Annotated in this window: 13 protein-coding genes; 6 read left to right on the top strand and 7 right to left on the bottom strand. The window is 61.2% G+C overall.

Annotated elements, in window-relative coordinates:
- Position 1 precedes the first annotated feature (1 nt).
- From AC4LFW_RS13795 to AC4LFW_RS13765, 7 genes are read right to left on the bottom strand one after another with little or no spacing between them, the layout of a single operon-like run.
- Positions 2-727 carry a maleate cis-trans isomerase family protein gene (locus AC4LFW_RS13795; protein WP_491819671.1) on the bottom strand — a complete coding sequence of 242 codons (726 nt, stop codon included), beginning with the start codon at positions 725-727 and terminating at the stop codon, positions 2-4.
- Positions 724-2,085, bottom strand: a complete 1,362-nt coding sequence (locus tag AC4LFW_RS13790) for an amidohydrolase family protein (RefSeq protein ID WP_312975602.1) — start codon at positions 2,083-2,085, stop codon at positions 724-726. Before AC4LFW_RS13790 ends, AC4LFW_RS13795 begins: the two co-directional genes overlap by 4 nt.
- Positions 2,085-2,888, bottom strand: coding sequence for an SDR family NAD(P)-dependent oxidoreductase (locus AC4LFW_RS13785; RefSeq protein ID WP_312975604.1), 804 nt, complete (start codon positions 2,886-2,888; stop codon positions 2,085-2,087). Before AC4LFW_RS13785 ends, AC4LFW_RS13790 begins: the two co-directional genes overlap by 1 nt.
- Positions 2,881-3,888, bottom strand: coding sequence for an NAD-dependent epimerase/dehydratase family protein (locus tag AC4LFW_RS13780; protein ID WP_491819670.1), 1,008 nt, complete (start codon positions 3,886-3,888; stop codon positions 2,881-2,883). The genes AC4LFW_RS13785 and AC4LFW_RS13780 overlap by 8 nt, the downstream gene beginning before the upstream one ends.
- A 1-nt stretch (position 3,889) precedes the next feature.
- Positions 3,890-4,660, bottom strand: coding sequence for an ABC transporter ATP-binding protein (locus AC4LFW_RS13775; protein ID WP_161612402.1), 771 nt, complete (start codon positions 4,658-4,660; stop codon positions 3,890-3,892).
- Positions 4,661-4,665: 5 nt separating this feature from the next.
- Positions 4,666-5,487, bottom strand: coding sequence for an ABC transporter permease (locus AC4LFW_RS13770; protein ID WP_161612401.1), 822 nt, complete (start codon positions 5,485-5,487; stop codon positions 4,666-4,668).
- Positions 5,488-5,500: 13 nt separating this feature from the next.
- The gene (locus AC4LFW_RS13765; RefSeq protein ID WP_181119569.1) at positions 5,501-6,541 is read right to left on the bottom strand and encodes an ABC transporter substrate-binding protein; all 1,041 of its coding nucleotides are present in this window, start codon (positions 6,539-6,541) and stop codon (positions 5,501-5,503) included.
- Between the two features lie 352 nt (positions 6,542-6,893).
- Here AC4LFW_RS13765 and AC4LFW_RS13760 point away from each other — a divergent pair, with 352 nt between their 5' ends.
- From AC4LFW_RS13760 to AC4LFW_RS13735, 6 genes are all read left to right on the top strand, one after another.
- Positions 6,894-7,622, top strand: a complete 729-nt coding sequence (locus tag AC4LFW_RS13760; protein ID WP_279645601.1) for a GntR family transcriptional regulator — start codon at positions 6,894-6,896, stop codon at positions 7,620-7,622.
- A gap of 4 nt (positions 7,623-7,626) precedes the next feature.
- Positions 7,627-9,045, top strand: coding sequence for an amidase (locus tag AC4LFW_RS13755; protein WP_312711587.1), 1,419 nt, complete (start codon positions 7,627-7,629; stop codon positions 9,043-9,045).
- Complete coding sequence (locus tag AC4LFW_RS13750; protein ID WP_161612397.1) at positions 9,042-9,791, top strand: aspartate/glutamate racemase family protein; 750 nt, start codon at positions 9,042-9,044, stop codon at positions 9,789-9,791. Before AC4LFW_RS13755 ends, AC4LFW_RS13750 begins: the two co-directional genes overlap by 4 nt.
- A 144-nt stretch (positions 9,792-9,935) precedes the next feature.
- Complete coding sequence (locus AC4LFW_RS13745; RefSeq protein WP_491820227.1) at positions 9,936-10,154, top strand: WecB/TagA/CpsF family glycosyltransferase; 219 nt, start codon at positions 9,936-9,938, stop codon at positions 10,152-10,154.
- Between the two features lie 458 nt (positions 10,155-10,612).
- Entirely contained in the window at positions 10,613-12,424 is a 1,812-nt protein-coding gene (locus AC4LFW_RS13740) for an ATP-dependent nuclease (protein ID WP_045633405.1), read from the top strand.
- Positions 12,424-14,187, top strand: coding sequence for a UvrD-helicase domain-containing protein (locus AC4LFW_RS13735; RefSeq protein WP_045633404.1), 1,764 nt, complete (start codon positions 12,424-12,426; stop codon positions 14,185-14,187). Before AC4LFW_RS13740 ends, AC4LFW_RS13735 begins: the two co-directional genes overlap by 1 nt.
- The last annotated feature ends 89 nt before the right edge of the window (positions 14,188-14,276 follow it).

Here is a 14,276-nt window from a genome sequence, read left to right as displayed (position 1 = left end):
GTCAGGCTTCCTGAAGTAGCCGGCCCCAGCCGGTGATGCGACGGGTATCCACGCCAGCGCGGCGCAGCATGTCCCACACCACGGTGGTCACGGTGTCGAACACCGGGACGCCGTGTTCGGCTTCCCAGTGGGCGACCCGGTGAGCGGCATAGAGATTGGTGCAAAAGGTGGTGATTGCCTGCGCGCCGGCCGCGACCACGTCCGCGACCTGGCGGTCCAGCGTGGCGTCATCGACCAGGGCGAAGGCGAAGTTTTCCTGGATCCCCAGATGACTTTCGGTGCGGGCGTCGATGCCGACCTTGGCGTAGTTGGCGATGATCCTGCTTTGCACGTCGGCAAGGTACGGGGAAACCAGCCCCAGCCGCCTGATGCCGAAAGCCTCGAGCGCTTTGTTCAACGCGAGGACGGATGTGCTGGCGGGCACGCCGGTGGCCTCGGTGATGGCCGCGCAGAGCGCTTCATCCTGATCGAACCCCAGCCAGCCGGCGGAGGTGCCGCTCCAGCCGATCGCATCGACATGGGCGTCGGCGAGCAGCTTCGCGGCATCCAAGATGCGTGTCTGCTGGAACTGCCCGAGCGCGTCGGGGCTGAGGGCGATCTGGGTCACGGAAAACCGCGCGAAATGCACGCTGACTTCCGGCAGGCCGGTGACCAGCCGCTGGGTCAGCGGCTCGAGCGAGGTATTTGAAGAGGGCGTGAGGATGCCCAGGCGGATACGTTGGCTCATCGGGGAGTTCCAGCAACGGACGGATAGGGACGGAGCGGCTTCGGGCAGCGCTGCCACAGGGCCTGACAGACGCGGTCGGCCTCGGCGCGTATTGCAGCCTCGTCGACACGGGTGGCGCGGCCCTGGTCGATGACCAGCTCGCCGTTGACAAGAACGCTTTCCACGTCGGCAGCGGTGGCGTTGTGGATCAGGCTGCCCAGCGGGTCGATGCAGGGCGTGAGGTGCAGCTGACGAAAATCGAGGATGGCGAGGTCGGCGAGCATGCCCACGGCGACCAGGCCAAGGCGATCCGCCCAGCCCAGGGCGGTGGCGCCGTTGCCGGTGCCCATGGCGAAAACGTCACGAGGCTGCCAGTCGTCCGCCACGAAGCCGGCTTGCAGACGGCCGATGGCCAGGGTCCAGCGCATCACCTCGATCATGTCGCCGTGCATGGTGTCGGTGGCGAGGCAGATCGGCGCGCCGGCATCAATCAGACGGCGGGTCGGCGCGATCCGCCCGGACATTGCATTGCCCACCGGGATATGTACCACGTGCGCGCCGCTGCGGCCGAGCCGCGCGATATCTGCCTCGTCGACGTGAATGCAGTGGCCAGCCAGCAGGCGGTCGTTCAACAGGCCCAGCTCGTCCAGCAGCTCCACGGGGGAACGGTCGTGCCGTGCGCGAACCCAGTCCACCTCGTCCTGACTCTGCGCGAGGTGGGTGCTGATGGGTAGATCGTACCGCTCGGCGAGGGCAGCAATCTCCCGCAGGAACTCGACCGAACAGGTATCCGGTGCGTGGGCGGTCAGGTGTGCCTGGATACGGCCATCGGCCCGCCCAGCCCAGCGTTCGACGAACGCGGCGGCGCGCTCCAATTGCCGCTCGCCACGGGCGCGATCGAAGCGACGGTCGCCTTCCAGCACCGAGGCGAAATCGACATCCGCCAGGCGCTGGCTGGCGAACAGGCGCACACCGGTTTCTGCCATGCCGGCAACGGTAGCTTCGGCGTGGACGAAACTGTCCACCAACGTGGTGCAGCCGGCGCGCAGCGCTTCCAGCGCACCGAGGCGCGACAGGGCGAGTGCTTCGTCCTCGTTCAGCCAGGACGCCTGGGGCAGGCCCGGCGTGTAGGACGGGGCAAAACCGCAATCGGGCGCCACACCCCGGACGAAATTCAGGCCAGCGTGGTAATGGGTGTTGACGAAGCCAGGGGTGACGACCCGGCTGGGCAAGGCGAGGGTCCGAGCCGCTGCCGGGCGTTCGTCGCCGATGAAGGCTATCTGCTTGCCACGGATACCCAGATTGGTCGTGCGCGCGACGCCGCCAGCCAGCAGCAATGTCGCATCGGTGATCAGCAGGTCGAGCATGTCGTCGGTCATCAGGCAGCCATCCATCCGCCGTCCACCATCAGGGTGGTGCCGGTCATGAAAGTCGAGTGGTCACTGGCGAGGAACAGCACAGCCAAAGCGATATCTTCAGGGCGCCCCAGGCGTGGCCAGGGAGTGCGGCTGGACGCACGAGCAAGCACGTCCGAGGCCACCGCACGGCCGCCCGCACCTGTCTGGATCTTGCCCGGCGCCACGGCATTGCAGACCACGAGGTCGGCCGCGTAGTCCGTGGCGATCTGCCGGGTCATGTAGTCGATCGCCGCCTTGGTGGTGCCGTAGCCCAGGTCTCCGGGCGCGGCGATCAGGCCGTGCTGGGACGACAGGTTGATAAGCCGGCCGCGCACCTCATTGACGGGGGGCTGCTCCACCATTTGACGCACGGCGGCGCGGCAGCAGCGGTAGACGCCGGTCAGGTTGACGTCCAGCAGGCGCTGCCAGTCGGCTTCGTCGAGCTCCAGCAGCGGCCGTGCATGGCGAATGCAGGCATTGTTGATCAGCACGTCCAGGCGGCCGAAACGTGCCACGGTCTGCGCCACGAGCGCGTCGACCTGAGCGGTATCGGCGACATCGGTGCGGAAGAAGGTGGCGCTGTTGCCGTCGCGGGCGATGAGCTCGGCTGTCGGATCGCCACCTTCGATGACTTCGGTCGTCACGTCGGCGATCACCACGTCGGCGCCATTGGCAGCCAGCTGCCGGGCAATGGCACGGCCAATGCCGGAGGCTGCGCCGGTGACGATGCAGACCTTGCCGCTCATGTCGAAGCGGGCGGAGGGAAACGGGATGTGCTCAGTCATGGTGTGCTCTAGCGCCGGATAGATCGGTGCCGTGCTCCCTGATCCAATGGTGGTAGTCCGCTTCCGCCTCGGTCAGCCCGAAGCGGGGCCGGAAGGTGCTGTCGCCAAGGAGCCGCTGGATCGACATGGAGGCGCGGTCGTAGTCAGCGAAATAGTCAATGTTGGCCCGTTCGCCCGATTCGGCCAGGCGCCAGCTGAAGTCCGGATAGCGAGCCGCGATGCAGGCGCACCAGTCGGCCAGGCTCCATTCGAATCCGGCCGCCAGGTTGTAGAGCGGATAGGCCCAGCTTGGTTGATCCAGCAGCGTGGCCATGGCAGCCGCTACGTCGCGTACGTACAGCCAGTCGCGTCGGCCAGCACGGGGAAGGATGGCCGTTTCGCCGTCTCGGGTGCGTACCAGAACCTGCAGTGGCGGACTCAGTGTGTCCCGTACGCCGGTGTCCGCCTCCCAAGGGCCGAAGCAGGTGCCCAGACGGCCAACCACCAGTGGCAGGCCTCGTATGGACGCCAGCCGCATGGCGGCCTCTTCGGCGGCACGCTTGGACATGCCGTAGAGGCCTTCCGGCAACAGCGGGGTGTCGTCTTCGCGTAGCGCCACCGGCGAACGCCCGCTTCGTCCGTATACGGAACCGGAGCTGGCATGCAGTACACGCTCGACCCCCGTATCGGCGGCCGCGTTGAGTGCAGCAAGCACACCGCCGACGTTGACCTCGAAGATCGTCTGCGCGGCATGCCGCTCGCGCGCCTCGTCGGCGGTGATCGCGGCCAGCGTAACGACGCGCTGCGGGCGGTGCTGGCTCATCTCGGCACGCAGTGCATCGACGTCCCGTACGTCACCGATGGTGGACACGAACCGACCGGGTAACGCTGCGAACGCGCGGTTGGCGGCTTCGGTCGGCGGTGAACGATCGAAACCGATTACCGTCTCGCCCGTCGCTAGCAGGTGCTCGGCGAGCGCAAGGCCTACGAAGCCACTGCTTCCAGTGATCAGCGTGGTCATCTCAGGCCGATTCCTTCACCGTTTCCGGGCGCAACAACGAGAGGATGTGGCGTTTGTAGTCGTTGAACGCGGCGCTGGTCGGGTCGCGTGGCCGCTCCAGCTCGATGGGCAGAAGCTCGCGGATTCGTCCCGGCCGCGCCGACATCACGGCGACGTGGGTGCCCAGCGCCAGTGACTCATCGATGCCGTGGGTGACGAACACGATGGTGCTCTGGCTTTCGCGCCAGATGCGGATCAGCTCACCGTGCATGTCCATCTTGGTCTGCTCATCCAGCGCACCGAACGGCTCGTCCATCAGGATCACTTCCGGATTCATCAATAGCGCACGGGCGATACCGACGCGCTGGTTCATGCCGCCGGAAAGCTCGCTCGGGAAGTGATTCTCGAAGCCTCTCAGGCCCACCATTTCGATGTAGCGCTGAGCCTTTTCGCGCCGGTCGGCCTTGCTGGCGCCGCGCATCTTCAGGTGGAAGGCGACGTTTTCCCAGACGGACAGCCATGGCATCAGGTTGGCCTGCTGGAACACGACGCCTCGGTCGGCTCCCGGCTCGGTGATGACCTGACCGCCAACGGTGACGGTACCGGACGACGGCTTGTCGAAGCCAGCGATCATGTTGAGCAGGGTGGACTTGCCGCAGCCGCTCGGACCGAGCAAGCAGAGGAACTCGTTGCGCTTGACCTGAATGCTGACGTTATCCAACGCGGTGACGACCTGCTTGCGCTGGCTGTCTTCGAACACGCGGGACACGTTGTCGATGGTAATCAGAGCCATGGTCTTCATCCTTCCTTCGCTTGCAGGGTGGAGCCGCGCTGCCAGCGCAGGACACGACCGGCGATGTACTTGATTACGTAGTCGCTGAGGAAACCGAGCAGGCCGATGCTCACCATCGAGGCGATGACGATGTCGTAGCGCAGGAAGTAGTACGAATCCCACAGAACATAGCCGACCCCACTTTTCACCGCGACCATTTCGGCCGTCACGGTGAGCATCCAGGCCGAGCCGATGGCGATGCGCAGACCGGAGAAGATGCTCGGCAAGGCGGCAGGGAACACGATGTGGCGCAGCAGCTTCGACGGCGTGCCGCCAGTCATGGCGCCGGCGCGCAGCAGGTTGCGGTCGCAGGTCTTCACGCCGTGAATGGTGCTGAGCAATACCGGGAAGAACGAGCCCATGAACACCAGGAAGATGGCAGGCTTGTCGGCGATGCCGAACCAGATGATCGCCAGCGGGATCCAGGACACCGGTGGGATCGGTCGCAGCGTCTGCAGCGTCGGCTCGATCAGCGCTTCGACCTGGCGCGACCAGCCGATGGCCATGCCGATGCCGACGCCCAGTACCGTTGCGATCAGAAACCCGGCGAACACCCGGCCGGAACTCGCCGCAATATCGGACAGCCAGCGCCCGGAATAGCTCTGGGTGTTGCCGTCCGTGGAGAAGATCCAGTCCGCCCAGGCCAGCATGACCTGGGACGGGGCCGGCAACAGCGCGGGCGGCAGGATGCCTGAGCGGGAGAAGGTCTCCCAGCCGGCGAGGAGCAGGACCGGCACTATGAAGCGCTCGATCCTTTTATAGAGGCGTTGCGAGAGTGAAGAAGACATCACGGGTCCTGAATCAATAGCCGAGGTCGGTCTTGGACTTGCCGGTCACTTTTTCCAAGAAGCTGTAGTCGAGGTTCTTCTCGACCGCCTCGGTGACGTCCGTGTTGATGTACTTCAGGTCGCGCATCATCTCGGCGATGGCCACGGCGGACTCGCGGTACATCCTGTAGTCGGGATACAGGTTGTCGACCGCGCCGGTGGCGATGGCATTGTCGAGGCCTGTGACCTTCTGAATGGTGTCGACGAAGAGCGGTTTGTCGTCGGCCATCATCTCGTTGACCTTAACGATGGCGCGTACGGCCTCCTCAACGCCTTTCGGGTTGTTCTTGATCACGTCCGAGCGGGTGACGATCAGGTTGGTCAGTTTTCCAGCGGCCTGCTCATATGGAAAATCGAAGAATTTGGCGGCCTTCACTTCCCGGATTTGGGTGGCGAACGGATCGACCGACGTGATCAGCTCGACTTCGCCTCGGCGCAGCGCCTGTACATGGTCGGACGGGTTGGGGATATTGATGAACTGCACATCCTTGTTGATATCGATGCCATGGGTCAGGAACGCGCCTCGCATATGGATGTCCTGCGCATTGCCACGGGAAGCCGCGACCCGGAAGGGCTTGCCTTCGTCTTTGTATTGCGCGATCACGCGCTTCAGGCCTTCCCAGTCACCCGGCTCGACGGCCAGGTCGTTGCCCACGAGAATCTGGGACCCGCCATTGATCTGGCCAGAAATCCCCACGATGTCGAAGCCCTTGTCGAGTGCGGTGGCGTAGTGCAGATAGGTGACCTGCGCTACATCAATGCTTTTGGAAAGCAGGGCCGTGAGCACGTCGTTGCCGGTGTTGAAAGAGATAGCGTCTAGTTTCACGCCCGTGGTGTTTTGCGGAGTGAGCGACAGCGGCGTGCAGTGGGCGCACTTGGCGTAGCCCAGCTTGATCGGTTCGGCTTCCTGCGCTTGGCTCAGAGCAGGGGACAGGGCGGCAGTAAACATCAATGGCGCCAGCAGGGCGCCGGCAGCGCGCTTGAGTACAGCATAGGACGAGCGGATGGGTCGCATGTCGAGGCTCCGTGATTGTCACAAAAATTATGTCTCGTTGTGGCAAAACGTTTGCAACCGCCATGCCACCATTGTGGAAACTTCCGGGTCAGGCTTGGCACGGACCATTCGCGATCTTGCTGCAGCGCCGGTATTCAGGGCATTGCGGCACGTCGATATATGTTCTCGACCGCTGCGATCTGGCTGGCTGGGAGGCGTACATGTGAGGTGAAGCGCTGACACCTCATGCGCGATGAAGGTGCAAGTTGCAGAGAAATGTTCTCCAGCGGTGCAAGTTTGCACAATTACTCAATTTTTTGTGACAATCCTCTTCGCCGATGTAACAGGCGAAGGGCAGGTGCAAGGAATCGATGTGTTGACCGAGAAAGAACCTTCACGCTCGCGCAAAGCGCGCAGCGCCGGACAGATACTGGGAACGAATGACAAACTGGACGCAATATACGAGCGAATCCTGGCTGCCGTGATGGAGCACCGCCTGATTCCCGGAACCAAGCTAGTCGAGGAGAAGCTCGCCAGCGTGTTCCACGTGAATCGGACCCGGATCCGCGAGGTGCTGTCCCGGCTGGCCTATGAAGGGGTGGTGACCACCATTCCGAACCGTGGCGCCTTTGTTGCCAGCCCGTCGGTGGAAGAGGCCCGGCACATCTTTCAGGCGCGCCGAATCATGGAGCCAGCGCTGATTCGCAGCCTGGTAGACAAGGGCACCGACGAGGACTTCCAGAAGCTGCATGCACATGTCGCCGAAGAGCGCGACGCCAGGGAGCGCGGTGACAAGCGCGCAGTGATCAGACTATCTGGAGAGTTCCACTTGCTGATCGCCGAAATGGTCGCCAGCCCACCGCTGATCAAACTGATGCGTGAACTGTCATCGTTGACTTGCCTGATCATCCTGCTCTACGACTCGCCCAACGTCCCGGCCTGCCCGAACCATGAGCACACCGACATCATCGCGGCGATGGAAGAAGGCAATATTGAGAAAGCCATTGCGCTGATGATCGGACACCTCGATCACATCGAGGCCACGCTAGATCTTTCGCTGCCCGAGGACACCGAAGTGGACCTCGAAGCGATATTCGGTTGAGCCGGTGAGCACGCCAAGCGCATTGAAACTGGCGGCGCGGGTCCGCTCCGGCGAGACTCGCGCCGTCGCGATTGCCGAGCGCCAACTGGCGCGGATCGCTGCGTTGAATCCGTCACTTAACGCACTTGTGCAAGTGGATGCCACAGACGTACGGCTCCAAGCAGCGCTTATCGACGCGCGCTGCGCCGCTGGTGAAGATCTGCGGCTTGCCGGCGTTCCGGTCACTATCAAGGATAATCTGTGGCTGCAAGGGCAGATCAGCACCTGTGGGTCCTGGCTCTACCGCAACCACCGTGCGCCGCGTGACAGCTGGGCCGTTGCCCGCCTGCGGCAGGCCGGCGCCCTGCTGGTGGGCGTGAGCAACTGTTCGGAATTCGCCTGCAAGGGGGTGACCGACAACCGCGTATATGGCGCGACCTGCAACCCTTGGGACCTGAACCGCACGCCTGGCGGCTCATCCGGTGGCGCCGCCGCAGCAGTGGCCGCCGGACTGGGAATGTTAGCCCTGGCCACCGACGCCGGTGGCTCCTCGCGTCGGCCCGCGGCGCACTGCGGTGTCGTGGGTTTCAAACCGAGCGCTGGCCGGATCGCCGATCCCTGGGGCTTTCCCGTCATCGGGCGCGAACTGAATGTGATCGCCCAATTGGGGCGACGTGTCACCGACGTCTCACTGATGCTCGACGTGCTCACCGGCGTGCACTCGGCGGACCGCTACTCCACGCCCATGCCAACGGTGGCGGCCCGCCCGCTCGAGACCTTGCGCATCGGTTACAGTCTCGACCTTGGGCTGGGCTATACCGTCGATGCGGATGTTGCCGCGCTGTTCGAGCAGACGGTGAGTCGATTGCAATCGGCCGGCCTGCAGGTACGGCCGTTCACGCCCCGCTGGCCGCAGGGGTTGCCCGCCGCCCCTCTGTTGGAAGCGCAGCATGCGGAACTCGCCGCGCATTTCGGTGAGGCTTACCGCGCCGATCCGACCCGCTTCGATCCGGCCATCGCCGAGCAGATCGAAGCCGGCTTCGCGGTACCTGCGACGCGGATGGTGGCGTTGGCCGCGCTGCGGGACGCCATCGTCCGCAACACGGCGACCCTATTCGAAACGGTGGACCTGCTGTTGTGCCCGACCGTCCCGGTCGAGCCCTGGTCACTAGATGTGCTCGGGCCTCCGACCATTGGCGGCCGGCCGACCGGCCCGCGTGGTCATGCGGTCTTCACTCCGCTCTTCAACCAGGCTGGCGTTCCGGCCCTTTCGGTCCCCTGTGGGTTTGGCGCGCAGGGATTGCCGCTGGGGTTGCAGATCGTAGGGCCACGCTTTCACGATGACGACGTGCTCCGCCTGGGAGCGTTCGTCGAGGACACACTAGCCCTGGAAATGGCACCCCTCGGCTTCTCCCAGATGCCCGACACGTTGGAGCAGGCATGAAACTGTTGATCGTCAATCCGAACATTTCCCGGAGCGTCACAGATCTGATCGAGGCGGAAGCCCGGCGCGTAGCGGCCCCCGACACGGTGATTACGATGGCTACGGCCGCTGCCGGCGTGGCCTACATCGAGACACGCTTCGAAGCCCTACTAGGGGCGCACGCCGTGGCCACCATCGCCGGTGAGCGGCTTGGCGAATACGATGCCTTGCTCGTCGCGGCCTTTGGCGATCCAGGCCTGCAGGCGCTGAAGGAGGCGCTGGACGTACCCGTCGTCGGGATGACCGAGGCGGCCCTGATGACGGCGGCCCAGCTTGGCCAGCGCATCGGCATCATCGCCATCTCCCACCGCATCACCGCGTGGTACCGCGAGTGCGTCGACCAGTACGGGCTGTTGTCACGCCTGGCATGCATCCGCCACCTGAACGATCCCCTAAGCGATCCAGGGACCGTCCAAGTCGACCATGCCGCCCGTTTGCTAGAACTCTGCAGGCAGGCAGTCTCGGAGGACGGTGCAGACGTGCTGATCCTAGCGGGCGCGCCCCTGGCGGGTTTGGCACGTAGTCTGGTCGGCCAGTTGCCGGTTCCTGTCGTAGATGGGGTATCGAGCGGGGTCTGCCAAGCTGAATTACTCGTGCGGTTGAAGCCTGGCATTGCTAGGCAAGGGAGCTTCGCGCGCCAGCCGATTAAGGATAATGCTGGCCTGCAATCGGCGATCGTTACCTTATTGAACTATCAGAACGCCTGATCTGGGCTGTGGTTCGCTTCCCTTGAAGAGCTGCTGGTCACGACCGGCCAGAAGCGGCCGGCGGCTTCGTAAATAAATCTGCCCCCTTTTCGGGTTCATGAAGTCCAGGCGTGCCTGGACTTCGTCATTGATCACTCCGCCTAACTGGTCGTACTGGCCGTGGGTTGCCCACGTCAGGAACTTATCGGACGGCTCATCCAGGCCGATGGCCGAGCGCGAGGGGTGGGGCACTGCGTGGGCGCCTCCATCGATTTTTCTCCGGCAAGGTCAGGCGAGCGGCGAGATGGATGGACCGCATGGCTACGCCGCATGTGCACTGAACCCCGGCGCCTGGCCAAGCGCTACGCTAAAGATGCGGTGTGACTGGTGCCTATCCTGTATTGGCAGTTTCGGTAATGCTGGAGCTCGACGGGCATCGGCTAAGAAAATTCGTTGTCGTCGAAAGGGGGCGCTTCTGGGCGGTTACGACTGTTCTTGGAAGGCGGCTATCGGCCCGATTCTGTTGAAAAAGTCGGTTTCTGAGAGAGTTGTTGTTCGGCAGCTCAAAAAACGCTCGATTGCGGCGTTGCTACGTAAAAAACCAGGACAGCTCCGTCTTCTGAGCAAACCAGACGTCGCTAACGCTCTTTCCTGGGTAAAAACCGCGACGGGACTTTTTCAACAGAATCGGCCGTTCAGAGCCAGTCGGGTCAGGCAGGTAACAGCCAACAGCGGTCATCTGGTATCTAGGAAAACTGGAGCGATTCATTTCTACTATGGCTGGGCAGGTTTGGCTGGTTGAGCCAAGCTGCGGCGTCGAGCCAGCATAAGGATCTGCGAAAGTGCGCATTATCAATCTGAAGATTGAGAATTTTCGGGGTGTGAAGTCAGCGGATCTTACGTTTGACGGACATACCCTGCTGGTAGGGGGCAACAACGTCGGGAAGAGCACGATTTGCGAGGCTTTAGACCTTGTGCTCAGTCCAGATAGGCTTTCTCGCTTTCCCCCGGTTCAGGAGTTTGATTTTTACAATGCCTCGTACCTTGATGCTGACGGGACCACCTCCGTAAAGATCAAGATCCAAGTCATGCTGGTGGATCTCAGTGGTGAGGTTGAGCGCACCTGCGCCGCTCACACCGAGCTGTGGCATGTCAAAGAGCAACGTCTGTTGGAGGCTGGTGAGGCAGATGCCGCCGTCCCTCCTGATGTTATTCGATGTCTGCGTATTGAAACCCAAGCCTTTTACAACCCAGAAGAAGATGAGTTCGAGGCGGACACTTTCTTCTCATACAGCCCTAGCCTTGAAGGTGGCGAGCTTCAGCGTGTAAAGAAAACTGTGAAGCGGCTGTTTGGGTTTCTCTACCTTCGAACCCTGCGCACAGGCTCACGTGCCCTCAGTCTTGAACGAGGTTCTCTGCTCGATCTCATCCTTCGGTTGCAAGGGGTTCGAACCGGGCTTTGGGAAAAGTCTATCAAGCGACTAAGAGAGCTGGATCCTCCAATTGATTCGGATGCTGCTGACCTTCGGCCGGTATTGGATTCCATTGAAGAGAGGCTTGCCCAGTACATTTCCGTGGGCGGTGCTGGCAAGGCGACCCAGCTATTCGTTTCGCAGCTCACGAGAGAGCACCTGCGCAAGACGATGTCGTTCTTTCTCTCCATCACAGAGGACCAAAAGCCAGTCCCCTTCCAGCATGTCGGAACGGGCACGCTGAACACCCTCGTATTGGCCCTGCTGTCATTCATCGCTGAGGTGAAGAAAGACAATGTGATTTTCGCGATGGAGGAGCCCGAGATAGCACTTCCACCGCATACGCAGCGCCGTATTGCGAAGTACCTTTTGGAAGAAACAACGCAGTGCTTCGTTACCTCGCATTCGCCGTATGTCATCGAGCGATTCGACCCATCTCAGATCATCATTCTCAGACGCAGCGCTGAGGCAGTGGTCGAGTCGACCGCCGTTGCCTCAGGCACGACCTTGAAAGGCAAGATGTACAAGCGGCATGCACGAAGAGGCCTTGCAGAAGCAATGCTCGGTCCTGGGGTGATTGTTGCTGAGGGGATCACCGAGCACAGTGCCTTGACCACTGTCGCTGAGAAGATGGAGCGGGCCGACCCAGATCTGTTTCCCTTGGACTTGGCAGGCATCACGATCTTCCCTGTCGATGGCGACGGTTCGTTGTCGAATTTCGGTGCTTTCTTCAAAGCCCTCGGCCTACGAACCTATGCCTTCTATGACTACAAGCCGCGCAAGGCAGAAGAAAATCAGAAGCTTGTGGAAGCCTTCGATATCCCGAACGAGATTCCTTACCCAAACATTGAGGAACTGCTGGTCACCCAGACGCCGGTAGAGCACCAATGGACATTCCTTAGTGCTCTTCGTGATTCCGGGGATCAAGGAAACATTGGCATCCCTGCCGAGCGCCCAGATGACAACGGTGTAAGAGCCAACATGCGGAAAGCACTCAAGAGCAACAAGGGCAACGGATATGCAGCCCGATTGCTAGACCTTTGTGCAGTTCACGAATTGCCAGTGGGTATCACAGATTTCCTGACACGCGTTTACGAGGACTTTCCAAAACCTACTCCTGCTTCGCAGCCCGATGATGAACCGGCTGACGAAGAGGATGGAGAGGATCTGGTAGGCGGCTGATGATCATCTGCGATCGGCGTCAAACGATTCTGGACGAGGATGGCCACCTCCTGATTGTCGGAGGGCCCGGCAGCGGGAAGACCACAATCGCCCTTCAGAAGGCTACGAAAATTATCGCTGCTGGGTTGCAGCCGGGGCAGTCAATACTCTTCCTTAGCTTCTCTCGGGCAGCCGTGGCAAGGGTCGCAGAGGCGTCGAGTCTGCTAGTCGATAAGACCGTACGTTCGCAGCTCAGCCTCCAGACCTTTCATTCCTTTTGCTGGTCATTGCTCAAAAGCCATGGCTACCTGCTCGGCTCTCCGAAAGGGAAGCTCAAGATCCTGCTGCCTCAAGATGAAAAGGCTTTGTCCGGTGGAGTGAAAGCACCGGAGAAGGGTGAGAAGGCAACAGCCAAGTGGCTCGAGTGGCAGGTCGAGAGGGAGCGACTTTTCGCGGAAGAGGGCCAAATCTGTTTCGACCTGTTTGCTCCTAAATCCAGTGAGTTACTGGGAAGGTGTCAGATGCTCCGGGAGCTGGTTGCAGGCACTCATCCCGTAATCATTGTTGATGAAGCCCAAGATACTGGGGATGCGGCTTGGAGCTGTATTGAGGAGCTGGCAGGCCTCTGCCAGATCATCTGCTTGGCTGATCTTGATCAGCAGATTTTTGACCACCTAGAGGGCGTTGGTCCAGAGCGAATCGAGCATATCAAAGACGCCTTAGATCCCGTTTTTGTAGACCTGGGCTCCGACAATAACCGCAGCCCAGGCACCGAAATCGCTGTTTTTGGCAATGACATCTTGGAGAAAACGCCGAGAAAAGCCCCATATGCCGGGGTTGGTCGCATTTTTTATGACCCCAGACAGGAACCGGTCCAGTGGCTGCGTGTGGCACTTGGTCGATTTTTCGGTAGTGCTAAAGCTAACGGTTTGGAATTGGAAAACATCGCGATCCTTGCAACCACTGGCCGCGGCGTCGCCAAAATCTCTGCCGCTTTGAACGGTGGGGCGAAGCCTATTCCTCATAAGGTGTTGTTCGATGAGGCCGGAGTTCTGCTTTCGGCTCGATTGGCAGCATTCCTACTGGAACCCAAGCTTCCAGAACGACGTGCAGCTGATATCGCAACCTGTCTTGAATTACTTGCCTCGATAAGGCGTGCGTCCGGTAGCGCGACAGCGATCAAGGATGCAGCAACCTATCTGACATGGAGTGCCAGTATCGCTGCTGGTAAGCCCCCGAAGACCAAATTAGCGAGAAGTGCTGAAGCACTCATTAATGGCGCTGCGGATCTGGTGCTTACCGGGGACCCTGGCAGGGATTGGATTCAGATCAAAACGCTGCTCTATCGGACCGGCGTAACTGAGTTCAAGCAGGTCGCGGAGGCCCTCGACTATCTGATTGCTTTCAATCGTGGCAAGCGGATCAGCGCGAATTTATCGGAAATGTGGATGACAACAGGTGAATATACCAGCGCGCGTCAGGGGCTTGATAACGCACTGGTTCAGGATCAACTGCTCGCTGACGGAAACGACACTCAAGGCATACACGTCATGACAATCCACAAATCCAAGGGGAAGCAGTTCGATGCCGTGATCCTTGTTCGGGAAAGCATTAGGCTGGGAGCGAACGTGTTTCGCTCCTCCTTGGTCTGGCGTGGGGACGAAGCGCCCTATGATCGCAGTCGGAAAATTCTTCGCGTTGGAATCACTCGCGCGCGGCGTTACGTTCTGATGCTCGAACCGACATTTCCGGCATGCCCCATCATGTCGGAGCACAGATTGTGAGGGTGACCGCTTGCGGCCGTAAGCGGAAGCGGTGCTATCTGCCCCTAAGAGGTGTGTTCAAGCTCGTCGTTTGAGCTTTAGCGAATTTC

This window comes from Stutzerimonas sp. C6.4V, assembly GCF_058536345.1.
Note: the sequence above shows the minus strand (reverse complement) of the source record. Positions and strands in the feature narration are given on the sequence as shown.

Coding starts and splice junctions, on each gene's coding strand:
- AC4LFW_RS13775 (WP_161612402.1), bottom strand. CDS start 4,660: ATGGCTCTGATTACCATCGACAACGTGTCCCGCGTGTTCGAAGACAGC.
- AC4LFW_RS13770 (WP_161612401.1), bottom strand. CDS start 5,487: ATGTCTTCTTCACTCTCGCAACGCCTCTATAAAAGGATCGAGCGCTTC.
- AC4LFW_RS13790 (WP_312975602.1), bottom strand. CDS start 2,085: ATGACCGACGACATGCTCGACCTGCTGATCACCGATGCGACATTGCTG.
- AC4LFW_RS13785 (WP_312975604.1), bottom strand. CDS start 2,888: ATGACTGAGCACATCCCGTTTCCCTCCGCCCGCTTCGACATGAGCGGC.
- AC4LFW_RS13735 (WP_045633404.1), top strand. CDS start 12,424: ATGATCATCTGCGATCGGCGTCAAACGATTCTGGACGAGGATGGCCAC.
- AC4LFW_RS13765 (WP_181119569.1), bottom strand. CDS start 6,541: ATGCGACCCATCCGCTCGTCCTATGCTGTACTCAAGCGCGCTGCCGGC.
- AC4LFW_RS13780 (WP_491819670.1), bottom strand. CDS start 3,888: ATGACCACGCTGATCACTGGAAGCAGTGGCTTCGTAGGCCTTGCGCTC.
- AC4LFW_RS13750 (WP_161612397.1), top strand. CDS start 9,042: ATGAAACTGTTGATCGTCAATCCGAACATTTCCCGGAGCGTCACAGAT.
- AC4LFW_RS13795 (WP_491819671.1), bottom strand. CDS start 727: ATGAGCCAACGTATCCGCCTGGGCATCCTCACGCCCTCTTCAAATACC.